The sequence below is a fragment of the Otariodibacter oris genome, from assembly GCF_009684715.1.
Classification (GTDB): Bacteria; Pseudomonadota; Gammaproteobacteria; order Enterobacterales; family Pasteurellaceae; genus Otariodibacter; species Otariodibacter oris.
In genome coordinates, this window is the sequence record NZ_CP016604.1 from 816,291 (window position 1) to 842,978 (window position 26,688).

Consider the following 26,688-nt stretch of genomic DNA (forward strand, 5'->3'; position numbering starts at 1 on the left):
AGAAAAACTATGTCAGAAATTTTAGGTAATGACGTAGATCCAATCGAAACTAATGATTGGTTACTTGCAATTAACTCATTAATTCGTGAAGAAGGTGTAGAAAGAGCACAATTTATTGTTGAACAAGTACTTCAACAAGCTCGAGGTCAAGGTGTTCCTCTACAAAGTGGTATCAGTACCGATTATGTTAATACAATTCCTGCGTCAGAAGATCTCCCTTATCCAGGAAATTTAGATTTAGAGCGCCGTATTCGCACTGCAGTACGTTGGAACTCTATTATGATGGTGTTAAGAGCATCTAAGAAAGATTTGGAATTAGGGGGACATATGTCTTCTTACCAATCTGCTGCGACAATGTATGAAGTAGGTTTCAATCATTTCTTTAAGGCTCGCACTGAGAAAAATGGAGGGGATTTAGTTTTCTTCCAAGGTCATATTTCTCCTGGTATTTATGCAAGAGCATTTCTAGAAGGTCGTTTAACAGAAGAACAATTAGATAATTTCCGTCAAGAAGTGCATGGTAAAGGACTTTCATCTTACCCACATCCAAGATTAATGCCAGAATTTTGGCAATTCCCAACAGTATCAATGGGATTGGGTCCACTGAATGCAATTTATCAAGCACGTTTCTTAAAATATCTTCATAATCGTGGCTTAAAAGATACAACAGATCAAACTGTGTATGCCTTCTTAGGTGATGGCGAAATGGATGAAGTCGAATCTCGTGGTGCAATCGCATTTGCAGCTCGTGAACACTTAGATAACCTAGTATTTGTTATTAACTGTAATTTACAACGTCTTGATGGACCTGTAACAGGTAATAGCAAAATTGTTCAAGAACTCGAAAGTCAATTCATTGGTTCTGGTTGGGAAGTCATTAAAGTACTCTGGGGTTCAAACTGGGATCGTTTATTCCAAAAAGATACTTCGGGTAAATTAATTCAACTTATGATGGAAGTGGTTGATGGTGACTATCAAACATTTAAATCAAAAGATGGTAAATATGTACGTGATAACTTCTTTGGACGTTATCCAGAAACTGCAGCATTAGTCGCTGATATGACAGATGATGAAATTTGGCAATTAACACGTGGTGGTCACGATCCAATTAAAGTATTCACTGCATATAGCAAAGCAAAACAGGTTAAGAATAAACCAGTCGCACTATTAATTAAAACTGTTAAAGGTTATGGTATGGGTGATGCAGCAGAAGGTAAAAATATTGCTCACCAAGTGAAAAAAATGGATATGAGTGGAATTAAACATTTCCGTGATCGTTTTCATGTACCTGTTGCAGATGAAGATCTTGAGCATTTACCTTACATTAAATTTGAAGAAGGTTCAGAAGAGTATAATTACTTACACCAACAACGTAAGGCATTGAATGGTTACCTACCAACTCGTCTACCTAAATTTACTGAGAAACTAGAAATTCCAGCATTAGAAGAGTTTTCTCAATTATTTGAAGCTCAAGCTCGTCCAATTTCAACAACAATGGCGTTTATTCGTTCATTAAATGTGTTATTGAAAAATAAAGAATTAGGTAAACATATTGTGCCTATTCTTGCTGATGAAGCGCGTACTTTTGGTATGGAAGGTTTATTCCGTCAAATCGGTATTTACAACCCTCATGGCCAAAACTATACACCACAAGACCGTGAACAAGTAGCTTACTACCGTGAATCAATCGATGGTCAAGTATTACAAGAAGGTATCAATGAGCAAGGTGCCGCAGCATCTTGGATTGCAGCAGCAACTTCATACTCAACAAATGATCTCCCAATGATCCCATTCTTTGTTTACTACTCAATGTTTGGTTTCCAACGTATTGGCGATTTAATGTGGTTAGCGGGTGACCAACGTGCTCGTGGATTCATGATCGGTGGTACATCAGGTCGTACAACGTTAAATGGTGAAGGTTTACAACATGAAGATGGTCATAGCCATATTCAAGCTGCGATTATCCCAAGCTGTATCGCTTATGATCCTGCATACGCTTATGAAGTTGCAGTGATCATCCAAGATGGTATGCGTCGTATGTATGGTGAGCCTCAAGAAGATGTGTATTACTACATCACAACATTAAATGAGACTTATGACCAACCTGCAATGCCAGAAGGTGTTGAAGAAGGTATCCGTAAAGGTATCTATAAATTCGAAACTGTTCAAGCTAAGAAAGAAAAAGCATCTGTACAGTTAATGGGTTGTGGTTCTATTTTCCGTCACGTACGTGAAGCAGCACAAATTCTAGCGAATGACTACGGTGTATCTTCAGACGTTTACAGCGTTCCTTCATTCACTGAAGTTGCTCGTGAAGGTGCTGATGTAGAACGTTATAACTTGTTACACCCAACAGCAGAAAAACGTGTTCCATACATCGCTACAGTGATGAATGATAGACCAGCAGTTGCTGCAACAGACTATGTGAAATTATTCGCAGAACAAGTTGCTGCGTACGTGCCAGCTAAGAGTTATGCTGTGTTAGGTACTGATGGTTTCGGTCGTTCAGACAGCCGTGAAAACTTACGTTCACATTTCGAAGTTGATGCTCATCATGTTGTTATTGCTGCATTATCTGAATTAGCAGAAGAAGGCTCAATTAAACCAAGTGTTGTTGCTGAAGCAATCGAAAAATTTGGAATTGATGCGGATAAAGTTAATCCACTTCACGCATAAAATCATGCTTCCCCTTGAAAAATAGGGGAAGTATAGGAAGATTTTACAAGCGGTGAGTTTTCTTTATTTTTTTACAAATTCAGTGTGTCTGAAATCTTCCATAACTTTTTCTGATAGATGATAGAAAAAGAAATTACGAGGAAAAATAAAAATGTCGAAACAAATTCAAGTGCCAGATATTGGTGGTGATGAAGTTACTGTAACTGAAGTGATGGTAAATGTTGGTGATACTATTGCAGTTGATCAAAGCGTAATTAACGTTGAAGGCGATAAAGCATCAATGGAAGTACCAGCACCAGAAGCAGGTGTAGTAAAAGAAGTTTTAGTGAAAGTGGGTGACAAAGTTTCTACTGGCTCTCCTATGCTAGTTTTAGATTCTGCCGAAGCAGCGGCTGCTCCAGCAGCGCAACCGGCACCTGTTGCAGAAGCTGCACCAGCACCAGCAGCGACAGCAAGTGCAGTTGTAGATGTTAATGTACCAGATATTGGCGGTGATGAAGTTAATGTGACTGAAATCATGGTTAAGGTTGGTGATGTTGTTGAACTTGATCAATCAATCATCAATGTAGAAGGTGATAAAGCATCAATGGAAGTACCCGCTCCAGTAGCAGGCACAGTTAAAGAAATTTTAATCAATGTTGGTGATAAAGTTTCTACAGGTTCATTGATCATGAAATTTGAAGTTGCAGGTGCAGCACCAGCAGCGAGTGCACCAGCACAAGAATCTGCTCCAGCACCTCAGGCTCAAGCAACAGCTTCAGCAGTTCAAGATGTGAATGTACCAGACATTGGTGGTGATGAAGTTAATGTAACTGAAATCATGGTTAAAGTTGGTGATGTTGTTGAAGTGGATCAATCAATCATCAATGTAGAAGGTGATAAAGCATCAATGGAAGTTCCTGCTCCAATCGCAGGTACTGTAAAAGAAATCTTAATTAAAGTCGGCGACAAAGTTTCTACTGGCTCATTAATTATGAAATTTGAAGTTGCTAGTGCAGCACCAGCTCCTGTTCCGGCACAAGCTCAGCAAGCAGCTCCTGCAGCACCTCAAGCTGCGGCTCCAGCACAAGCAGGTGGTAATGTAGCAGGCCTAAGCCAAGAACAAGTAGTTGCAAGCAATGGCTATGCACACGCTACACCAGTAATTCGTCGTTTAGCACGTGAATTTGGTGTAAACCTTGACAAAGTCAAAGGTACAGGTCGTAAAGGTCGTATCGTCAAAGAAGATATTCAAGCTTATGTGAAAACTGCAGTTAAAGCCTTTGAATCTGGCACAACAGCTCAAACATCAGGTAATGGTGTGGCGAATGGTGCTGGTTTAGGTTTATTACCATGGCCGAAAGTTGATTTCAGCAAGTTTGGTGAAACTGAAGAAGTAGAATTAGGTCGTATTCAGAAGATTTCTGGTGCGAACTTACACCGTAACTGGGTGATGATTCCTCATGTAACACAATGGGATAAAGCAGATATCACTACATTAGAACAGTTCCGTAAAGAACAAAATGCGTTCTTAGAGAAAACTAAACAAGATGTTAAAGTAACTCCGTTAGTATTCATCATGAAAGCTGTTGCTAAAGCGTTGGAACAATTCCCTCGCTTCAATAGTTCACTTTCAGAAGATGGACAACGTTTAACACTTAAGAAATACATCAATATTGGTGTTGCGGTAGATACACCAAATGGTTTAGTTGTACCAGTATTCAGAAATGTGAATAAGAAAGGTATTATTGAGCTTTCTCGTGAATTATCAGAAATCTCGAAAAAAGCACGTGCGGGTAAATTAACTTCATCTGATATGCAAGGTGGATGTTTCACTATTTCAAGTTTAGGTGGTATTGGTGGTACTCAATTTACACCTATCGTAAATGCCCCTGAAGTAGCTATTCTTGGTGTGTCTAAATCAGAAATGACACCAGTGTGGAATGGTAAAGAATTTACACCACGTCTAATGTTACCATTATCATTATCATACGATCACCGTGTGATTGATGGTGCAGATGGTGCAAGATTTATCACTTACTTAAATGGCGTATTATCAGATATCCGTCGTTTAGTTATGTAGTGAATGTAAGCGGTTAGATTATAAATAAAATTTGTAAAAATTTATGATGAACTGACCGCTTATTTTTGATTCTGTGATCTTGCTCTCGTTACAAAATTGTTAAAATTGGTTACACTTATAGTGAGATTATTTATCAGTTTCGTGACTCGCAAATCATATCAGAGGTAAAAATGAGCAAAGAAATTAAAACCCAAGTCGTTGTACTTGGTGCAGGTCCAGCAGGATATTCAGCAGCTTTCCGTTGTGCAGATTTAGGCTTAGAAACTGTGATTGTTGAGCGTTATTCAACTTTAGGTGGTGTGTGCTTAAATGTAGGATGTATTCCATCTAAAGCATTATTACACGTTGCAAAAGTGATTGAAGAAGCAAAACATGCAGAAAAAAATGGTATCACTTTCGGCGAACCTACTATTGATCTTGATCGCGTTCGTGAAGGTAAAGAAGCTGTAGTAAGTAAATTAACTGGCGGGTTAGCGGGTATGGCTAAAGCACGTAAAGTAACTGTTGTTGAAGGATTAGCAACGTTTACCGATCCTAATACTTTAGTTGCACGTGATCGTGATGGTAACCCAACTACAATCAAATTTGATAATGCAATTATCGCAGCAGGTTCTCGTCCAATTCAATTACCATTTATTCCACATGATGACCCTCGTGTTTGGGATTCAACTGATGCATTAAAATTAAAAGAAGTACCTAAAAAACTACTTATCATGGGTGGTGGTATCATCGGTTTAGAAATGGGAACTGTATATAATTCTTTAGGTTCTGAAGTTGAAGTTGTTGAAATGTTCGATCAAGTGATTCCTGCAGCAGATAAAGATGTTGTAGCAATTTATACAAAACAGATCGAGAAAAAATTCAAATTAATGCTTGAAACTAAAGTGACTGCAGTAGAAGCGAAAGATGATGGTATCTATGTTTCTATGGAAGGTAAAGCATGCAATGATACTAAACGTTATGATGCTGTGCTAGTTGCTATCGGTCGTACACCAAATGGTAAATTGCTTGATGCAGGAAAAGCGGGTGTAGAAGTTGATGATCGTGGTTTTATCCGTGTTGATAAACAAATGCGTACTAACGTTCCTCACATTTTTGCAATCGGTGATATCGTTGGACAACCAATGTTAGCGCATAAAGGTGTTCATGAAGGTCATGTTGCAGCAGAAGTTATTGCAGGGAAAAAACATTATTTCGATCCAAAAGTGATTCCATCTATTGCTTATACTGAGCCAGAAGTTGCTTGGGTAGGTAAAACTGAGAAAGAATGTAAACAAGAAGGATTAAACTATGAAGTAGCGAAATTCCCTTGGGCTGCTTCAGGTCGTGCGATTGCTTCTGAATGCTCAGAAGGTATGACTAAATTAATCTTTGATAAAGATACTCATCGCTTACTTGGTGGAGCTATTGTTGGTAGCAATGGTGGTGAATTACTTGGTGAAATTGGTCTTGCAATCGAAATGGGTTGTGATGCTGAAGATATCGCATTAACAATTCACGCTCACCCAACATTACATGAATCTGTTGGATTAGCTGCAGAAGTATTTGAAGGGTCAATTACAGACCTTCCAAATGCAAAAGCGAAGAAAAAATAAGTTTAATTAATATAAATTAAACCTCACAATAAAAAACGGATAATCGTATTTGATTATCCGTTTTTTATAAGCTTATTAAATTTATTCAATCCAATTCAGTACGTAATTCCAAAATGGTTTATTTGGGTGAATAATTTCAGTATGAGGCATTGAGGATAGTCTTAAATAATCGACTGGAACTGTGCCAGTATTTTGTTTTTTAATATAGTTATCTGAAGTTTCAACTAACACTCTATTATCATCCTTTCCTTGAACGACTAAAACTTTTTTCACACCAGTTAATTCATAATTTATTGGCGAAGCTTCTGCTAATAATTTTTCAGTAAGAGATTTTGCATAATATTCTTCTACTGCATTATCACCTAATTTATGCTGATATGTGAAATTAACATCCGTAACAGGGGCTAGAGCTATGGTTTTATCTACGAGATTTGAGGTAAAAAGGACCAATTGTCCTCCAACTGAGTGACCTATTGTGATGAGTTCAGCACCGCTGTAGCGCTGCTTGATATCTTTAATAGCGGCTGTTACATCTTCACAAGGAATAGGCCATTGATGTTCAGATCCTCTTCTATATTCAATAGTTGCTAGGTTATAGCCCTTTTCAACAAAATAAGTTTCCAATTCTTGTAATGAATCAAGATTTACGGTATTACGCCAATATCCACCATGTACGAGGATTATTAATTTGTTTGGAATTTCTGTTTGCAAATAGAGTTTATAGAATTGGTCTTTATTTGGTCCATAAGTGATTTTGTTATATTCCATTTTTTCTCCTGTCATATTTAATTGAATAACGACTATATACTTATTTTTAATGAGATGCTTTTTCAGGCAAATAACAATGGATTTATATGCATAAAAGTTAAATCTGCTATACGTTTATATTGGGGAAAAAATAGATCAAATTCAATATTTAGTTAAGAAAATAAAAAAGGATTGCTAAAAGCAATCCCTTTTTTCATCAGTAATAAAGAAGATATATTACTTCACATCTGCTTCTGTATCAGCGACAGATTCCCCTAAACCTGAATTTGTTTTTTGATCAGGAGTTTCTTCTGGCTTCTTATCTTCTTCGGAAGATGTAGAAGATGGTGGAGTAGTCGTATTATCATTGTTACTATTCCATCCTGCTGGATCACCAACAGGTTTACGTTCCATCAAGTTTTGAATTTGTGGTTTATCAATAGTTTCATATTTTATCAATGCATCCTTCATTGCATGTAAAATATCCATATTATCCACTAAAACTTGTCTCGCACGCTCATAGTTACGATCAATAATCTTACGGACTTCTTCATCAATAAGTTTAGCTGTTGCTTCTGAGACAACTTTCGGTGCACCGAACCCCTCTTCTTCTTTATAAAGAATTGGACCTAAATGTTCAGAGAAGCCCCATTCAGTTACCATACGACGAGCAATACTTGAAGCTACTTGGATATCACTTGATGCGCCCGTAGAGATATTTTCTTTACCATAGATAAGCTCTTCAGCTAAGCGACCACCATAAGTACTTGCAAGTTTACCTTCCAGTTGTTTATGGCTGATACTAATTTGATCACCTTCTGGTAAGAAGAATGTTACACCTAATGCTCGACCACGGGGCACGATAGTCACTTTATGTACTGGATCATGTTCTGGCATTAAGTAACCTACAATTGCATGTCCTGCTTCATGGTATGCCGTTGAGATTTTTTGTTCATCAGTCATGATCATTGAACGACGTTCTGGACCCATGTTGATTTTATCTTTTGCTTTTTCAAAATCATTCATGGTTACAACACGTTGATTCGCACGAGCAGAGAATAACGCCGCTTCATTAACCAAGTTTGCTAAGTCGGCACCAGAATAGCCTGGAGTACCTCGCGCAATGATCATTGGATCAACATCAGGTGCGATAGGCACTTTGCGCATATGTACTTTTAGGATTTGCTCACGGCCTTTTACATCAGGTAAACCAACCATCACTTGACGGTCAAAACGACCTGGACGAGTTAAGGCATTATCTAATACATCCGAACGGTTGGTCGCAGCTATAACAATAACACCTTCAGAACCTTCAAAACCATCCATTTCTACAAGCATTTGGTTAAGTGTTTGTTCACGCTCATCGTGACCGCCACTAAATCCAGCACCACCACGCTTACGACCTACTGCATCAATCTCATCAATAAAGATGATACAAGGCGCATTTTTCTTCGCTTGGTCAAATAAATCACGTACACGTGAAGCACCAACGCCCACAAACATTTCTACAAAGTCAGAACCAGCCATAGTAAAGAAAGGTACCTTGGCTTCTCCCGCAATAGCTTTGGCTAAGAGTGTTTTACCTGTTCCTGGTGGACCTACCATTAAAATCCCTTTAGGAATTTTACCGCCTAATTTTTGGAATTTAGATGGGTCACGTAAGAAATCGACAACTTCCGCAACTTCTTCTTTAGCTTCATCACAACCTGCTACATCAGAAAATGATGTTTTAATTTGATCGGGTGCGAGCATTTTAGCTTTGCTTTTACCAAAACTCATTGCACCGCCTTTGCCGCCACCTTGCATTTGACGCATGTAGAATAGCCAAAAACCGATAAGAAGAAGCATTGGGAACCATGAAATCAAAATTTGAGAAAGCAAGCCACGACGTTCAGCAGGTTCGCCAACTACTGTCACATTTTTGTTTAGTAGGTCGTTAAGTAAGTCACGGTCATATAGAGGCATTACCGTTTGGTACTCTGAGCCATTTGATTTCGTCACAGTAATGGTTTCATCATTAGCTTTAAAATTGACCGATTTTAAGCGGTTTTCTTTTAAGTCATCAATAAAAGTTGAATATTCAACTGTATTACTAGTTCCAAAATTAGAGTTAAAGCCTTGGAATGCTGTCATCAGCGTGATCGCAATTACAGACCAAAGCAAAATATTTTTTAACATATCGTTCAAGGTTATCCCTCTTTTTACTAAAAAAATCTCATGAATCTCATCAAGGTTACTATAAATTCAAAAGATATGCCAACTATCCTTTTTAACCTATTAGCCTTTGTAACCCGTTGCGACAATATAAACTTCTCGGGAACGATCTCGAGAAGCTTCAGGTTTACGAACTTTTACCACACTAAAGAGTGAGCGAATTTCTCTTAGATATTCATCAAATCCTTCACCTTGGAAAACTTTGACAACAAAACTTCCTTTAGTTGCAAGAACTTGTTTGCACATATCTAATGCTAATTCCACTAGATACATGGCTCTAGGAATATCAACGGATGGCATCCCACTAAAATTGGGCGCCATATCAGACATAATAACATCGACCTTTTCTTCTCCGACTCGTTCCAAAAGTGCACTTAAAACACTTTCTTCACGAAAATCGCCTTGCAGAAAATCAACGCCAGCAATGGGATCCATATCCAAAATATCACAAGCGATAACCCGTCCCTTACCTCCAATTTGTGTCACAACGTATTGTGACCAACCACCAGGTGCGGCACCTAAATCGACGACGGTCATGCCATGTTTGAATAAACGGTCACTTTTTTGAATTTCATCCAACTTAAAGTAAGCACGAGAACGTAATTTTTGTTTATGTGCTTTTTGGACGAATTGATCTTTAAAATGTTCCGCAAGCCATCGAGATGAACTTGCACTCCGTTTTTTACCCATGTGATTTCCTTGATATTTGCTTAGTGGACTATAATAAGACTGAAATACTTTATTTCAAGGGGAAACTGAAAAATTTATCCTATTAATGTAATTATATTTTTTGCAAAAAACTGCACTAATCTGACCGCTTATATTTCCCGAATGCCTAAATATTCGTTATAATCAATCCGTTTTGCTTGTGAAAGCATATTTCAGAATTTCTTATAAGGAGTAATTTATGGGCTTTTTAGCTAATAAACGTATTTTAATTGCAGGTGTTGCGAGTAGCCGTTCTATTGCCTACGGTATCGCAAAAGCAATGCATCGTGAAGGTGCAGAACTTGCATTTACTTATCAAAATGACAAATTAAAAGCGCGTGTTGAAGAATTTGCGGCAGAGTTTGGTTCAAGCATCGTTATTCCATGCGATGTCGGTAGCGATGAAAGTATTGTTGATTGTTTTAAACAATTAGCAACTCATTGGGATAAATTTGATGGTTTCGTACACTCAATCGCTTACGCACCAGCCGATCAATTAGATGGTGATTATGTGGATGCGGTAAATCGTGAAGGTTTCCGTATCGCTCACGACATTAGCTCATACAGCTTTGTTGCAATGGCTAAAGAAGCGCGTCCAATGTTAAATGAAGGATCAGCTTTAGTGACATTGACCTATTTAGGTGCTGAGCGTGCAATTCCTAACTACAACACTATGGGCGTAGCAAAAGCGTCTTTAGAAGCTAATACTCGCTTTATGGCACAATCTTTAGGTAAAGATGGTGTGCGTGTTAATGCGATTTCAGCAGGTCCAATTCGTACATTAGCGGCATCAGGTATTAAAAACTTTAAGAAAATGTTAGCTGCTTGCGAAGCAGTTACACCAATTAGACGTACAGTGACGATTGATGATGTAGGTAATGCAGCTGCATTCTTATGTTCTAACCTTGCATCAGGTATTTCTGGTGAAGTTGTTCATGTTGACGGTGGTTTTAATATCGTTGCAATGTCTGAATTAGGTGACGAATAATTTCCTTTCCTTTAACCACGGAAAATTGATGATTTTTTAAATAACTAAGCGGTAAGATCATTTTGTTAAAATGTAGTTTTTATTTTATCGCGTTTAAAAAATTGTTAGTTTTCCGTGGTCACTTTTGAGTAAAAATAATGTTTCAAAATAACCCCCTATTAGCACAACTTAAGCAACAAATCGAAGCCAGTAAAGAATATGTAGAAGGCATAGTAAAAGCATCTGATAAGAGCTATGGCTTTCTTGAATGTGATAAAGAGACCTTCTTTATTCCACCACCAGAAATGAAAAAAATTATGCACGGAGACAAAATTCGTGCTTCCGTAAAACGTGATGGAGATAAAGCTCAGGTCGAAGTTGATTCGTTAATTGAACCTATGCTAAATCGCTTTATTGCTCAGGTGAGATTCAATAAAGAGGGGAAATTACAGCTTTCAGTTGATCATCCCAATATTAAATTATCAATTCCTGCTAATACCAATAAAAAAGTGACTGAAAAATTAGCGGAGAATGATTGGGTTGTTGCACAATTAAAAAATCATCCATTAAGGGATGATCGCTTTTTCTTTGCTCAAGTTACGCAATTTATTTGTCAAGCTAATGATAATTTTGCACCTTGGTGGGTAACCCTTGCTAAACATGAGCAACCGAGAGAAGCCGTAAAAGGCGAGGCGGAATATCATTTACACGACGAGTTAGAGCGTGAAGATTTAACCAATTTATATTTTACGACGATTGACTCACCAAGCACACAAGATATGGATGATGCACTCTATATTGAACCAATTAAACAAGGCGAAGAACAATCAGGCTGGTGTTTAGTGGTGGCGATTGCTGATCCAACTGCTTATATCCCAGAAAATTCAAATATTGAAAAAGCCGCTCGTCAACGTTGTTTCACTAACTATTTACCCGGTTTCAATATTCCAATGTTACCGAGAGAATTATCAGATGAGCTTTGCTCGTTAGTGCCGAACGAAAAACGTCCTGCATTAGTGGCGTATATTGAAGTCGATATGTCGGGCGAAGTGATTTCTGAACCGCAATTTACGTCGGCGTGGGTAGAGTCTAAGGCTAAATTGGCTTATAACGATGTTTCTGATTTCATTGAAGGTAACGAAAATCATTGGGTACCTGAAAATGAGGAAACCAAGCAACAAATTGAATGGTTACACCAATTCACTCAAGCTCGCATGGACTGGCGTGCTAAAAATGCTGTTATTTTCAAAGAGCAAGGCGACTATTCTTTTGAATTAAATGAAGATGGTTCGGTGCGTGATATCCATGTTGAATTTCGTCGTATTGCAAATCAAATGATTGAAGAGTCTATGATCCTTGCGAACATTTGTGCTGCACAATATTTAGATAAATATGCACATACGGGTATTTTTAATACCCATTCAGGCTTTGATCCTAAAAATTTAGAGGCAGTTAAAAATTTCTTATTGGATACCTTATCGACTGATGAAAATCGCGATGAATTAGCCGAACGTTATTCAGTGGAACGTTTAGCAACCTTGGAAGGTTATTGTGAAATGCGTCGTGATATCGCTGACTTCCCAGAAAACTTCCTCGATATGCGTTTACGTCGCTATCTCACTTTTGCTGAGTTTAAGGCACAGTCGGCACCGCATTTAGGCTTGGGGATTGAACATTATGCGACTTGGACTTCTCCAATTCGTAAATATGGCGATATGGTGAACCATCGTTTAATCAAACAAGTGTTAGCTCATAAAGCGACAAGTGCAGTTGAAGAGAGTATTTTGGCTCGTTTACAAGAAGCGCGTAAGCAAAATCGTATGGTTGAGCGTGATATTGCTGATTGGCTGTATGCTCTTTATCTTGCTCCAATGGTGGAAAAAAATATTGAATTTGATTGCGAAATTCAAGACGTTTCACGTGGTGGGCTACGAGTGAAAGCGATAGAAAATGGTGCCTCAATATTTATCCCATTCTCTTCTTTACATAACAATAAAGATGAAATGCAATTTAATATTGAAGATATGGCGCTATATATCAAAGGCGAGAAAACCTATCAAATTGGACAAGCAATTCGAGTTAAATTGAAAGAGGTTAGAGTCGAAACTCGTTCAATTATTGGCGAATTATTAGTGTAATTTGGGTGTGATTAAGCGGTGAGTTCCGCTGAATATTTTGCAAATAATGAGAGAAAATCATGGCGACCTATATTATTGGTGATTTACATGGCTGTTTTGAGGAGTTTCAACGATTACTCGACAAAGTAAATTTTGATCCTAAAACTGATGAATTATGGCTAACGGGCGATATTATCGCACGAGGAAAGGATTCATTATCGTGCCTACGTTTTGTCAAAGAGCTGGGTTCACGAGCTACAATGGTATTAGGTAACCATGATTTGCATTTGCTATCCACGTTGCAAGGTATAAAACGAGTTAAGCCTAAAGACAATTTGGATGCGATTTTTAATGCAGATGATCGTGAAGAATTGCAAAATTGGTTACGTAACCGACCGCTTGTGGCACAGCATCCTAAGCATAAATTTTTGCTCGCTCACGCCGGCATTAGCCCCGAATGGCAAGATATTCCGACTATTTTTGAATGTGCTCAAGAAGTGGAATCGATTTTACAAGGGGATGAGTTTAAAAGTTTGCTTGAACAAATGTATGATGCTCAACCTGATCGCTGGTCGCCCGATTTAACGGGGATTGAGCGTTGGCGTTATACGATTAATTCTCTCACGAGAATGCGTTTCTGCTATACAGACAAGCGGTTAGATTTTGAGTGTAAATTACCAGTCGAACAAGCGTCAAGCGAATTAAAACCCTGGTTTGAATTGGATAATCCCTTGTATCAAACTGAAAAAATTATATTTGGGCATTGGGCAAGTTTAATTGGTTATCAAACGCCTAAAAATATTTACGCATTAGATACGGGTTGTGTTTGGGGTAATTATTTAACCATGCTACGCTGGGAAGATCAGCAAATATTCACTCAAGAAAGTTTGCATAAATTCTAGAATTTCATGTACAGCTAACTTTTACTTGGAAAGCTTTTATCAAGTTTTTTATGGTTACGATAGCTGTGCATTTTCTTTTGTAAGATTCTAAATCAATGTTCTTATTTTGATATTGAGTTAAACCTACCTTTTATTTTCTACATAGCAATAAATCTATAGATAAATCATTCCATTTTTCATTCTATTTCTGTTTAAAATAACTATTTAACTAATTGATTTAAATTAGTTTTAATCCCTTCTAAAAATAATATAGTAATTGATAATAATTTTCATTATAATTAACAGCGTTCATTACTACCAAGGGGATTTTATGACCATAAAATTTAAAAAAAATCAATTAGCATTAGTATTTCCTATCTTATTAGCAGCTTGTACAGGTAAAGGAAGTTTTGATTCTAATGTTGTAGAAAAAAATATTGATATTCAGCCAAACATAAATACGAATGAAAATCTTGATAATGGTTCAACAGAATCAGTTTCCGCTGATAATGCTAAAGAATCAATGTTGGGTAAAGAATTGGGATTAGTTCGTAGAAATCAACAAGATTTTGTGCTTCGTAATGGAAAAACTATTGAAGATGTGATCATCATCAATGATATCGTAAATGGTGAACAATCTTATAAAGCATCTAGAATGGCTGATGCTCCCCTAAAACAAAATGATATTGTAGAGAGAAGTAATAATTTATTTAAACCTAAAGATGGATATTCACATATTGATTTTGGGATCGAGAATATGAAAAATTCTCTTTCATCAGTGGAAAATGATGATGGTAATCTCATATATGAAAGTGTTGATAGCCCTTTTAAAGCATATTACCAAGGCGATCTCTCTTCTCAGTCACTTCCTACCGCACCAGAAGTAATGTATGAAGGAGAATGGGCATTCATTACTGATGCAAAATCCTTTAGAAATTCATTAGATGTCGTCAGTTCTAAATATTATGTAAATACATTTAAAGCTGGCGATTATTTTAGTGCTAATTCAAATAATGAGGAAAATGCCACGCACAGTAGCCGATTTACTGTCAATTTTAATGATAAAACTTTAGTCGGTGAATTGGGTAGAACCTTAGATGGAAATTATGTTGTTCGTTATAACATTATTGATGGAGAAATTGTGGGTAATCGCTTTACTGGAAAGGCAGTACCTACTGTAAATGATCGTCAAAAAGAGCAATATTTTTATGCCGACTCTGATTCTGTTGAGGGGGGATTCTATGGTGACAATGCAGAAGAATTAGCGGGAAGTTTCTTTGCAAATGATGGCTCTTTATTTGCTGTATTTGGTGCTAAAACAAATGCTTCTATAGCGAATTTATCTCCAGAGGATATATCAGAGGCATTTAAAATTAAAATTGATGACAATACTATCAATGCTTCTGCCATGGCTAATTTTATTGGAATATCAAAATTAGTTGTAGATGGTAAAGCTGTACCTCTCGTTAAATCTAAATCATTCACTAGTGCTACTTTAAATCCTGAAACAGATAATAAAGTCGATGTACATTATACATTCTTAGATAATGTTAGTTTTGGTTCATTTAGCCATACTAGTTCTGAAGATCAAAATAATACAAGTGCAATTGATGAAGCATCATTATCAGAAAGATCTAAAAGTCACATCGCTGTTGTTCGACAAGTTATTGATACTTATACGGGGACAGAGAGTAATTTATTTTATGAGTTATATAATGCAGGAGCAGATGATGATGACTTTAATCGCCTAAGATTTGCAATAGATGTTGTACTGAAAAATGACAGCACTAAATTAGATGATACACAAAAATCAAAATTGGAATATGTGAGAAACGAAATTTTCGAGTATATGACTGATGAATTAAAGAAAAAGATCGTCAAAGAGCTTAATGATGACAATGATCGCGCTACTAGCAATCCAACTTTAGATACAGCATCTTCTGAAGAAGAACGAAATAGAATATTTGAAGAAGGGCATTATTATAGTAATGATGAAGACGGAGTTAAATTACTGTATGGAGAATTATATTCCGAAAAAACGAATGAATATTATCCATATAGTGAATTTAAATCTGATCTTGCAAGTATAAAAGAAAGAGTTGCTAGTGAGTTAAATGCTAGAGAACGAGATATGTCTCTTTTTTCCAAACTTGAAGAAAATATAGCTGAAAAAATAGCATTAGTACAAAAACCGACTAATAGTTCTTTAGGTAACTATTTGTTCTTACAAGGACTTAAAACACCTGTCGATAAAATGCCAACGGCTCAATCATTTGAATATAGAGGAAATTGGTATGGTTATTTCGATGGAAGAACTCAGGTTTCCGAAGGAAACCAAGCTAATGGTGCCACAACAGAGAGAAGAGTTAGAAGTGATGCTCTTAGCACGGCACCTACGGAAAGAAAAGCATTCTTCTTAGCTAATTTTGCAGATAAATCTTTAAATGGCTATCTCAGCGATAATGCACTACCAGATGATAGAACTTTTGATAATTTAAAAAGTGAAGATAGAAACATCATCATTGAAGCATCAATTGATCGAAATACATTCAATGGTAAGGCTTATACCAATGGCTCTGGTATCGTTTTAGAAAAAGGGACTAACGGCAATACAGCGACGCCGAGAATGGTATTTAACTCGGATGGTGCTGATGTTAAAGGTGCATTTTTTGGTAATGAGGCTCAAGCATTAGGTGGAAAAATCCATTATGAGAATTCATCAACAAAAGAAAAAGCAGAAATAGTATTTGGCGCAGAAAAAGTTAAGTAAATAAGGAAATAATATGCGTAATCAATTCAAAAAAAATCCATTTATGTATTCTACTCTGTATGTGGCAATTTTTATTGTGCCTTTTATTATAGATTCTGTTCATGCGGCTGATGATGTAAAGCAATTGAGTGATGTTCAAGTTACGGGAAAAAGGAAAGTAAACCGTAAAGATAATGAAGTCACTGGATTAGGAAAAATCGTTAAAACGAGTGATGTTATTAGCAGAGAGCAAGTTTTAGGTATAAGAGATTTAGTTAGATATGATCCAGGTATTGCTGTAGTTGAACAAGGGCGAGGAGCCTCGGTTGGTTATTCTATTCGTGGAGTAGATAAGAATAGGGTTGCGATTGTTGTTGATGGATTACCTCAAGTGCAATCTTATGTAATGCAAAGAGAAAGTGGTTCTAATCGTCGAGGTGGCGGTTCCATTAATGAAGTAGAGAACGAGAATATAGCTGCTATTGAAATAAGTAAGGGAGCGAGTTCTTCTGAATATGGTAGTGGTTCACTCGGTGGTGCATTAGGCTTTCGGACGAAAGAACCAGCAGATATCATTCCAGAAGGTAAAAATTGGGGATTAACCAATAAGTCAGCATATAGTAGTAAAAATAAACAATTTACACAATCTGTTGGATTTGCTGGTAGAACAGGTGGATTTGAAGGATTGGTACAATATACCCATAAAAATGGTAGAGAAACCCAAGCTCATTCCGATGTAGCTAATACGATGAATTATACTATAAAACGTATGGATACAAGGCCTTTGGATGATCCTAATGGGGGGGAATGGTTCCTTTTTGAAAATGATTGTAATGTAAATGTTTTATGTACAGAGCAACCAAGAGTAGCTTATACCCCACTAGATGCTGCTGGAAATAATGAAATTGTAGAAACTTTATCGGCTAAGGATTATACCGGGAGTGATCGTGCTTTGCCTGATCCAATGAAATATAAAACAGGATCTTGGCTTGCTAAATTAGGCTATCAATTTAATCCATTTCATTATCTAGGCGTTGTTTTTGAAGAAACAAAGCAACGTTATGATATACGTGATATGTCATTGAAAAGTTACTATTCTATCAATGATAGAGGGCAGAATGATCCTAGTACTTTACTAAAAATTGATTTTGCAGGATCTACTGGCTACTATCCATTAGGGGGAGAACCATTAGATGGTATTCATTCTGGGGTTATTGGAGCCAAATGGGCAAGAGCAAGATTTTATGATGAAAATCATAGAAAAGTAAGAAGAGGTCTCACGTATCGCTTTATTGATCCTAAATGGGTGGATAACCTTACATTAGATTTCAATAATCAAGAGATTACTTTAGATCAGCAAGAACACAATTTAAATTGTTCTGCCTATCCGAATATAGATAAAAGTTGTCGACCATCTGAGGATAAAATCCGTTCGTTTTATCGCTCAGAAAGAAATGTATATTCTGAAAAGCATAATTTATTAAAATTAGGAATAGAAAAGAAAGTTGATATATTTTCTACACAAAATACATTTAATTTTGATGGTGGAATTGATTATTTTGAATCAAAATTAGAAAGAAAAGATTTGTATAGAATCTATACTGATGTGACTTATACACCATCAGGAAGAGGATTACTATCAAATCCAAGAATTATCAGTGATTGGAAGGTAAATCTAGTTAATGAACCAGACAATTGTAATCTTCTCTCAATATATCGAAATTGTGCTTCTAGGGTTATTAAAGGCGATAATAAATTTGTTGGTCTAAGAGATAATATCAGAATAAATCAATACCTAGATTTAGGTGTTGGTATGCGTTTCGATTACTATAAATTTAAATCGGATGATACAGCAACAGCTAAAAATAGAAGTTACCATAATCCATCTTGGAATCTTGGATTAGTGTTTAAACCGATTAGAAATATCTCTTTATCTTATCGTGTTTCTAGTGGATTTAGGGTACCAAGTTTCCAAGAATTATTTGGATATCGTAATCCGGGATTGACTGCAGAAGATGTTGCAAACGGAGCATATCAACCAAGTAATTTAGAGCCAGAAAAAGCATTAAATAATGAAATTGGTATTGGGTTTAGAGGTAATTTTGGTAGCTTAGAATTGAGTTATTTCAATAATAAATATAAAAAATTGATTGCGATAGGTGAAAGATTAGCTCTTGATTCACAAGGTAAATTAAGACCTGTTCTTAATTCTAACCAATACCATAATGCTTTAGATGCAACGGTTGAAGGATTTAACTTAGTTGGTAAGATTGACTGGAATGGTATTTGGGACAGATTGCCTGAGGGGCTGTATAGTAATTTAGCCTATAATAAGATAAAACCAAAAAGTGTTAGTGTTTACGATCATTTGAATGTTGATTCTTATGGGTTTGATACTTTACAACCGAGCCGTTATATCGCAAGTTTAGGTTATGATGAACCAGATCAAAATAAATGGGGCGTTAATTTGACGATGACCTATTCTAAGTCAAAAGATCCGAATGAGCTTAGAGTAACTTATCGAGAAGGAAGTGGTACAGGTGCAGAAAGAAGCGATAATATTTCTGATCGTACAGCTAAACACTGGTACATTTATGACTTAGTTGGTTACTTAAATCTCCATAAAAATTTCACGCTTAGAGCAGGGGTTTACAACATAATGAATTATCGTTATGTAACTTGGGAAGCGTTGAGACAATCAACAAGAAATAGCGTAACTATTTCAGAAAATAACAATTATGCTCGCTATGCCGCACCAGGTAGAAACTATGCGCTAACATTAGAAATGAAATTCTAGTCAATTTGGCTTGAGGTTATAAGCGGTAAGATATGCAAATAAGTTTGCAATTTTACCGCTTGTTTTATGCTTAGCCATATAATGCCTTTCTTATATGGAGCAAAGTTTGCATAAATTCTCTTGATATTGGCTTAATTGAACTTATATAAGCATCATACTTAAAACAAAGTGTGGTGCTTTTTATTTTGCGCCAGTTTTGTCTTGTCTATTATTTAGTAAATGAAAACAATAATTGATAATTTTACTAAATTATTTCATTTTATCCCTTGAAATCCCTTTGAATTCCCCAATTTATATCAGCGTGAACGAATCCTAATAAGACGATTATTGGGAGATAACCAGAATTAAATATCGAGGTAATTATGAATATTGATAAATTTACCAGTAAATTTCAAACAGCGATTGCAGAAGCACAATCATTAGCGATCGGAAAAGATCACGCTTACATTGAACCTGTGCATTTATTATTTTCATTATTAAAGCAAAATGATGGGTCGATCTCACCGCTATTTACTACGTTGAATGTACAACCTGAACGATTAGTGCGTGAATTAGAAAATATCATTAATCGCTTGCCACAAGTGCAAGGAACAGACGTTCAACCGTCACAACAACTTATTCGCCTATTAAATCAATGTGATAAGTTAGCACAACAATTCGGCGATAGTTTTATTTCATCAGAATTATTTGTGTTAGCCGCATTAGATGATAGCGGTGATTTAGGCAAATTATTAAAGAATTTAGGACTCACAAAAGACAAAGTGAGCAATGCGATCCAACAAATTAGAGGAGGGGAGAGCGTGAATAGTCAAAATGCAGAAGAAACTCGCCAAGCACTTCAAAAATATACAATTGATTTAACCGAAAGAGCAAGAAGCGGTAAGTTGGATCCAGTCATTGGGCGAGATGAAGAAATTCGCCGTGCTGTACAAGTATTACAACGTCGTACCAAAAATAACCCTGTGTTAATTGGTGAACCGGGTGTGGGTAAAACAGCGATTGTGGAAGGATTAGCCCAACGTATCGTGAATAATGAAGTGCCAGAAGGCTTAAAAAATAAACGTGTTCTTTCTCTTGATATGGGAGCATTAATTGCGGGAGCAAAATATCGTGGTGAATTTGAAGAACGTTTAAAAGCCGTGTTGAATGAATTAGCCAAAGAAGAAGGCCAAGTGATCCTCTTTATTGATGAAATTCATACAATGGTTGGTGCGGGTAAAACAGATGGTGCAATGGATGCGGGTAACTTATTAAAACCATCTTTAGCTCGTGGTGAATTACACTGTGTGGGTGCAACCACCCTTGATGAATATCGTCAATATATTGAAAAAGATGCGGCACTAGAACGTCGTTTCCAAAAAGTATTTGTCGATGAACCAACAGTCGAAGACACCATTGCGATTTTACGTGGTTTGAAAGAACGTTATGAAATCCATCATCACGTACAAATTACTGACCCTGCAATCGTAGCGGCAGCAACACTTTCTCACCGCTATATCAGTGATCGTCAATTACCAGATAAAGCGATTGATTTGATTGATGAAGCGGCATCAAGTGTCAGAATGGAAATTGATTCTAAACCAGAGCCTTTAGATCGTTTGGAACGTCGTATTATCCAATTAAAATTGGAACAACAAGCGTTACAAAAAGAAGATGATGAAGCAAGCCGTCAAAGACTTGCAAAATTAAATGAAGATCTGACCGCTCGTGAGCGTGAATATGCTGAACTTGAAGAAGTGTGGAAAGCGGAAAAATCAACCTTACTTGGTACACAACATATCAAGGAAGCCCTTGAAGATGCTCGTTTGAAAATGGAACAAGCTCGCCGTGAAAGTAATTTTGAAAAAATGTCAGAATTACAATATGGCGTGATTCCAAGTTTAGAAAAACAATTGTCGGAAGCTGAAAAACACGAAAGCGAAGATACTGGTATGCAGTTATTGCGTACTCGTGTAACAGATGAAGAAATTGCCGAAGTGCTTTCTCGTGCAACGGGTATTCCTGTCGCAAAAATGATGGAAGGCGAGAAAGAAAAACTACTCAAAATGGAAGACGTTTTACATAAACGTGTGATTGGACAAGGTGAAGCGGTTGATGCTGTAGCAAATGCTATTCGTCGTAGCCGTGCTGGATTGTCAGATCCAAATCGTCCGATTGGTTCGTTCTTATTCCTAGGACCAACTGGGGTAGGTAAAACCGAATTGAGCAAAACACTAGCGAATTTCTTGTTTGATAGTGACGATGCAATGGTGCGTATTGATATGTCTGAGTTTATGGAAAAACACAGTGTATCTCGCCTTCTTGGTGCGCCTCCGGGTTATGTTGGTTATGAAGAAGGTGGTTATTTAACTGAAGCGGTACGTCGTCGTCCATATTCTGTCATATTGTTGGATGAAGTTGAAAAAGCGCATCCTGATGTGTTCAATATCTTATTACAAGTATTGGATGATGGTCGTTTGACTGATGGACAAGGAAGAACCGTTGATTTCAGAAATACAGTAGTCATTATGACGTCAAATTTAGGTTCACAATTGATTCAGGAAACTGCACAAGATATGAACTATGATGAAATGAAAGAAGTGGTAATGTCTGTGGTAGGACAACATTTCCGCCCAGAATTTATCAACCGTATTGATGAAACAGTGGTATTCCACCCACTTGATAAAGCGAATATTCGTGCAATTGCAAGTATTCAATTGGAACGCTTGATTAAACGTATGGCTGAACACGGTTATAGTGTCACCGTAACAGATGCAGCCCTTGACCATATTGGTGAAGCTGGCTTTGATCCGTTATTTGGAGCAAGACCGCTTAAACGTGCAATTCAGCAATCCCTTGAAAATCCGTTAGCACAACAAATTTTATCAGGTAAATTATTACCGAATAAGCCAGTTGTGGTGGATTATCGTGATGGACAGTTTATCGCTGAAAATAACTAAATGATTGAAGTTTAATCATTTGGAGTGTTTTTGTTGCTTGACTTTCCATTGGAATACGAGCAGAATTATTAACAATTTTTTAATATTAATTTAATCTTCAGGGCAGGGTGAAATTCCCGATCGGCGGTAAAGTCCGCGAGCGAAATGGTACTTTGTAAGAGCAGTAAGAGTACGATTGAGCAGGAACTGGTGAGATTCCAGTACCGACAGTATAGTCTGGATGGAAGAAGAGAATAGAAAGTGAGATCACCGCGTACAAGCGGTGGTTTCCGTTCATCTTTTTGCAAAAGCCTTGAGATCTTACGATTTCAAGGCTTTTTTCATAAATCAATTTACACTCTCATTGGGTGTAGATTCGGCTGTTTATGACCATTCCATTTATGGCATTTTTTTGCCTGCCCGCTTAATTTTTTGAGACCTATGACAGATTTTGATTATATGGCACGCGCCATTGAACTAGCAGAACAAGCTAGAGGTTGGACTAATCCAAATCCTCTAGTGGGTTGTGTGATCGTAAAAAATGGCAAGATTATTGCGGAAGGCTATCACGAACGAGTAGGTGAATGGCACGCGGAACGCAATGCGATTTTACGTTGTGAGGAAGATCTTACGGGGGCAACGGCTTATGTCACCCTTGAGCCTTGTTGTCACCATGGGCGTACACCACCTTGCTCTGATTTATTGATTGAACGAGGCATAAAAAAAGTCTTTATTGGCTCACGTGATCCTAATCCTTTAGTTTCAGGTAAAGGAGCGCACCAATTACGCCAAGCGGGTATTGAGGTAATAGAAGATTTTATGCGAGAAGAGTGCGATCAGCTTAATCCGATCTTTTTTCATTATATCCAAACCAGACGCCCTTACGTGTTACTCAAATATGCAATGACAGCAGATGGAAAAATTGCAACGGTTACAGGTGAATCTAAATGGATTACGGGTGAGCAAGCACGTCAAAATGTACAGAGAACACGTCATCAATACAGTGCCATTATGGTTGGGGTTGAAACGGTATTAGCGGACAATCCATTCCTGAATAGCCGAATGCCGAATGCAAAACAGCCCGTGCGTATTGTGTGTGATTCTCAGCTAAGAACACCGCTTGATAGTCAGTTAGTGCAAACCGCACAACAATTTCCAACGGTGATTGCGACAGTGTCTAACAATATGCAAAAAATTGAGCAATTTCAAGCCTTTGGTGTGCAGGTGTTGCAATGTAATGAGCAACACAAGCGGGTAGATTTACACGATCTTTTGCAAAGATTGGGTGCAATGCAAATTGATAGTTTATTGATTGAAGGTGGCTCTCAACTGAATTTTAGTGCATTAGAGAGTGGTATTGTTAATCGTGTGCATTGTTATATCGCCCCGAAACTATTTGGCGGTAAAACAGCGAAAACACCGATTGGCGGTGAAGGGATTGGCGATATTTCACAAGCGGTAAGATTAACATTGAAATCTACCGAATTAATTGGTGAAGATATTTTATTAGATTATGAAGTTTTATAACTTATTGATTTTATAAATTGTTTCTTTATTAGAAAGGAATGTGAGGGAAAGATTTATGTTCACAGGTATTATTGAGGAAGTGGGTAAAATTGCTCAGATTAAAAAATCAGGCGAATTTGCTGTGATTACTATTAAAGCCTCAAAAGTGTTAGAAGATGCACATTTGGGCGATAGCATTGCAGTAAATGGTGTTTGTTTAACGGTAACTTCTTTCAATGCGAATCAATTTACCGCAGACGTGATGTCAGAAACGCTTAAGCGTACTTCATTAGGCGATTTACAAATTGATAGCCCTGTAAATTTAGAGCGAGCAATGGCAGCCAATGGCCGTTTTGGCGGACACATTGTTTCGGGGCATATCGATGGAACAGGGCAAGTGGTTGAGATTACACCTGCTAATCATTCTGTCTGGTATCGTATTAAAACGACAGCAAAATTAATGCGTTATATCATTGAAAAAGGGTCGATTACCATTGATGGTATTAGTTTAACGGTGGTGGATACTGATGAGGAAAGTTTCCGAGTTTCTATTATTCCCCACACAATTCAAGAAACAAATTTAGGATCTAAAAAAGTGGGCAGTGTCGTGAATTTAGAAAATGATATTGTCGGCAAATACATTGAGCAGTTCTTAATGAAAAAGGCACCAGAAGAGCCTAAAACGGAAATTACTCAAGCATTCTTAGAAAAAGTTGGGTTTTAATATTTATAAAATGTTTATAACGCAAACGGAATTAGTTGCGTATTTGATTAAAAGGAAAGAGATATGTTTCAATTTTCAACAGTAGAAGAAGCGTTAAAAGCGATTGCAGAAGGCAAAATTATTTTAGTGTCTGATGATGAAGATCGTGAGAATGAAGGTGATTTTATTTGTGCAGCGGAATTTGCTACACCAGAAAATATTAACTTTATGGCAACTTATGGGAAAGGCTTAATTTGTATTCCAATTTCACAGGATTTGGCGGATAAATTAGAACTTCATCCCATGGTATCAAAAAATACAGATAATCACGAAACAGCATTCACTGTTGCGATTGATCACATTGATACAGGAACAGGTATTTCTGCATTTGAGCGTTCACATACTGCATTAAAGATGGTTGATGACAATGCAAAGCCGAGCGATTTTCGTCGCCCTGGACATATGTTCCCACTTGTGGCAAAAGACGGTGGCGTATTGGTGCGTAATGGACATACGGAAGCAACCGTCGATTTAGCTCGTTTAGCGGGTTTAAAACCAGCAGGCCTATGCTGTGAAATTATGGCTGAGGACGGCACGATGATGACTATGCCGAAATTACAAGAGTTTGCAATGAAGCATAATATGCCTTTTATCACCATTGCACAGTTACAAGAATATCGTCGTAAGTACGATAGCTTAGTGAAACCAGTGTCAGTGGTAAGAATGCCAACGAAATATGGCGAATTTATGGCACATAGTTTCGTTGAAGTGATTTCGGGTAAAGAACACGTTGCATTAGTTAAAGGCGATATTGGTGATGGCGAAAACGTGTTAGCTCGTATCCATTCTGAATGTTTAACGGGCGACGCTTTCGGTTCACAACGTTGTGACTGTGGCCAACAATTTGCGGCAGCAATGACACAAATTGAACAAGAAGGCAGAGGAATGGTGCTTTACTTACGTCAAGAAGGTCGTGGCATTGGATTAATTAATAAGTTACGTGCTTATGAATTACAAGATAAAGGCTTAGATACTGTGGAAGCCAATGTCGCTTTAGGTTTTAAAGAAGACGAAAGAGAATATTACATTGGGGCACAGATGTTCCAAACACTCGGGGTAAAATCCATTCGCTTACTCACAAATAACCCAGCAAAAATCGATAGCTTAAAACAACAAGGGATGAATATCGTCGCTCGTGAGCCTATTATTGTCGAGCCGAATAAAAACGACATTAATTATTTGAAAGTAAAACAGATCAAAATGGGGCATATGCTTAACCTGTAGTTTTGGTTAAGCAGTAAATTTAGGTATTGAACAATAGAGAATTTCATCTATTAATCAATTTTTAGTCGTAGTTTAACAAAAGTATTAATCAATTATTCAATGGAGTAAAAAATGGCAAAAATCTCAGGTAACTTAGTCGCAACAGGATTAAAATTTGGTATCGTTACAGCACGTTTTAACGATTTTATTAACGATAAATTATTAAGTGGTGCAATTGATGCATTAGTGCGTCACGGTGCATCAGAAGATGATATTGATACAGCTTGGGTTCCTGGTGCATTTGAGATTCCTCTTGTGGCTAAGAAAATGGCTGAAAGCAAAAAATATGATGCGGTGATTTGTTTAGGTACAGTGATTCGAGGCTCAACAACGCATTATGATTATGTATGTAACGAAGCTGCAAAAGGTATTGGGGCAGTTTCTCTCCAAACGGGTGTTCCAGTAATGTTTGGTGTATTAACAACCGAAAGTATTGAGCAAGCGATTGAACGTGCTGGCACAAAAGCAGGTAATAAAGGTGCGGAATGTGCGTTAGGTGCAATTGAAATGGTTAATGTATTGAAAGCACTTTAATTAGATTTCTTTTGGCGCTTATCAAATAAGCGACAGTTCTTAGTTTTTCTTCAGAGGCTGAATCCCATATCATATGGAGTCAGCCTTTTTTATTGAATGATTGTTCATTGTGTTATTTTTATTATTCCTTTCTTAGTAGAACGATATATTATTGCAAGTGATGGACTAAATTCCCCTATATTTTGCAACGT

16 protein-coding genes and 1 riboswitch are annotated in these 26,688 nt (G+C 37.2%); of the genes, 13 read left to right on the forward strand and 3 right to left on the reverse strand.

Annotated features, from left to right (window positions below):
* Nucleotides 1-9: 9 nt before the first annotated feature.
* The 3 genes from aceE (at nt 10) to lpdA (ending at nt 6,333) form a co-directional block, all read left to right on the forward strand.
* On the forward strand, nt 10-2,676 hold the full coding sequence (gene aceE, locus A6A10_RS03775; protein ID WP_121121834.1) for a pyruvate dehydrogenase (acetyl-transferring), homodimeric type: 2,667 nt from the start codon (nt 10-12) through the stop codon (nt 2,674-2,676).
* Nucleotides 2,677-2,827: 151 nt separating this feature from the next.
* On the forward strand, nt 2,828-4,738 hold the full coding sequence (gene aceF, locus A6A10_RS03780) for a pyruvate dehydrogenase complex dihydrolipoyllysine-residue acetyltransferase (RefSeq protein WP_121121832.1): 1,911 nt from the start codon (nt 2,828-2,830) through the stop codon (nt 4,736-4,738).
* Nucleotides 4,739-4,908: 170 nt separating this feature from the next.
* Nucleotides 4,909-6,333, forward strand: a complete 1,425-nt coding sequence (gene lpdA / locus A6A10_RS03785) for a dihydrolipoyl dehydrogenase (protein WP_121121829.1) — start codon at nt 4,909-4,911, stop codon at nt 6,331-6,333.
* 81 nt (nt 6,334-6,414) lie between these two features.
* On the opposite strand, the gene A6A10_RS03790 is transcribed toward lpdA, so the two are convergent.
* The 3 genes from A6A10_RS03790 to rlmE all read right to left on the reverse strand — a co-directional run bounded on the left by A6A10_RS03790 (nt 6,415) and on the right by rlmE (nt 9,984).
* Nucleotides 6,415-7,101, reverse strand: a complete 687-nt coding sequence (locus A6A10_RS03790; protein ID WP_170143752.1) for an alpha/beta hydrolase family protein — start codon at nt 7,099-7,101, stop codon at nt 6,415-6,417.
* A gap of 216 nt (nt 7,102-7,317) precedes the next feature.
* Complete coding sequence (ftsH, locus tag A6A10_RS03795; protein ID WP_121121825.1) at nt 7,318-9,258, reverse strand: ATP-dependent zinc metalloprotease FtsH; 1,941 nt, start codon at nt 9,256-9,258, stop codon at nt 7,318-7,320.
* Between the two features lie 99 nt (nt 9,259-9,357).
* Nucleotides 9,358-9,984 (reverse strand): 23S rRNA (uridine(2552)-2'-O)-methyltransferase RlmE, encoded by a 627-nt coding sequence (gene rlmE / locus A6A10_RS03800; RefSeq protein ID WP_121121823.1) that lies wholly within the window; start codon nt 9,982-9,984, stop codon nt 9,358-9,360.
* A 217-nt stretch (nt 9,985-10,201) separates the two neighbouring features.
* Here rlmE and fabI point away from each other — a divergent pair, with 217 nt between their 5' ends.
* From fabI to ribH, 10 genes are all read left to right on the forward strand, one after another.
* Nucleotides 10,202-10,990 (forward strand): enoyl-ACP reductase FabI, encoded by a 789-nt coding sequence (gene fabI, locus A6A10_RS03805; protein ID WP_121121821.1) that lies wholly within the window; start codon nt 10,202-10,204, stop codon nt 10,988-10,990.
* Nucleotides 10,991-11,127: 137 nt separating this feature from the next.
* Complete coding sequence (locus A6A10_RS03810) at nt 11,128-13,107, forward strand: exoribonuclease II (protein ID WP_121121819.1); 1,980 nt, start codon at nt 11,128-11,130, stop codon at nt 13,105-13,107.
* A gap of 59 nt (nt 13,108-13,166) precedes the next feature.
* Nucleotides 13,167-13,988, forward strand: coding sequence for a bis(5'-nucleosyl)-tetraphosphatase (symmetrical) ApaH (apaH, locus tag A6A10_RS03815; RefSeq protein WP_121121817.1), 822 nt, complete (start codon nt 13,167-13,169; stop codon nt 13,986-13,988).
* Nucleotides 13,989-14,298: 310 nt separating this feature from the next.
* Nucleotides 14,299-16,737, forward strand: coding sequence for a transferrin-binding protein-like solute binding protein (locus A6A10_RS03820; protein ID WP_121121816.1), 2,439 nt, complete (start codon nt 14,299-14,301; stop codon nt 16,735-16,737).
* A gap of 13 nt (nt 16,738-16,750) precedes the next feature.
* Nucleotides 16,751-19,513 (forward strand): lactoferrin/transferrin family TonB-dependent receptor, encoded by a 2,763-nt coding sequence (locus A6A10_RS03825; protein ID WP_121121814.1) that lies wholly within the window; start codon nt 16,751-16,753, stop codon nt 19,511-19,513.
* A gap of 362 nt (nt 19,514-19,875) precedes the next feature.
* On the forward strand, nt 19,876-22,452 hold the full coding sequence (clpB, locus tag A6A10_RS03830; protein WP_121121812.1) for an ATP-dependent chaperone ClpB: 2,577 nt from the start codon (nt 19,876-19,878) through the stop codon (nt 22,450-22,452).
* Between the two features lie 89 nt (nt 22,453-22,541).
* Nucleotides 22,542-22,688, forward strand: a riboswitch (FMN riboswitch).
* A 184-nt stretch (nt 22,689-22,872) separates the two neighbouring features.
* Nucleotides 22,873-23,958, forward strand: a complete 1,086-nt coding sequence (gene ribD, locus A6A10_RS03835) for a bifunctional diaminohydroxyphosphoribosylaminopyrimidine deaminase/5-amino-6-(5-phosphoribosylamino)uracil reductase RibD (protein ID WP_121121810.1) — start codon at nt 22,873-22,875, stop codon at nt 23,956-23,958.
* Between the two features lie 55 nt (nt 23,959-24,013).
* Nucleotides 24,014-24,661: a riboflavin synthase gene (locus A6A10_RS03840; RefSeq protein ID WP_121121808.1), complete on the forward strand. Its 648-nt coding sequence runs from the start codon at nt 24,014-24,016 to the stop codon at nt 24,659-24,661.
* Between the two features lie 63 nt (nt 24,662-24,724).
* Complete coding sequence (locus A6A10_RS03845) at nt 24,725-25,924, forward strand: bifunctional 3,4-dihydroxy-2-butanone-4-phosphate synthase/GTP cyclohydrolase II (RefSeq protein ID WP_121121805.1); 1,200 nt, start codon at nt 24,725-24,727, stop codon at nt 25,922-25,924.
* Between the two features lie 111 nt (nt 25,925-26,035).
* Complete coding sequence (gene ribH, locus A6A10_RS03850) at nt 26,036-26,497, forward strand: 6,7-dimethyl-8-ribityllumazine synthase (protein WP_121121803.1); 462 nt, start codon at nt 26,036-26,038, stop codon at nt 26,495-26,497.
* The last annotated feature ends 191 nt before the right edge of the window (nt 26,498-26,688 follow it).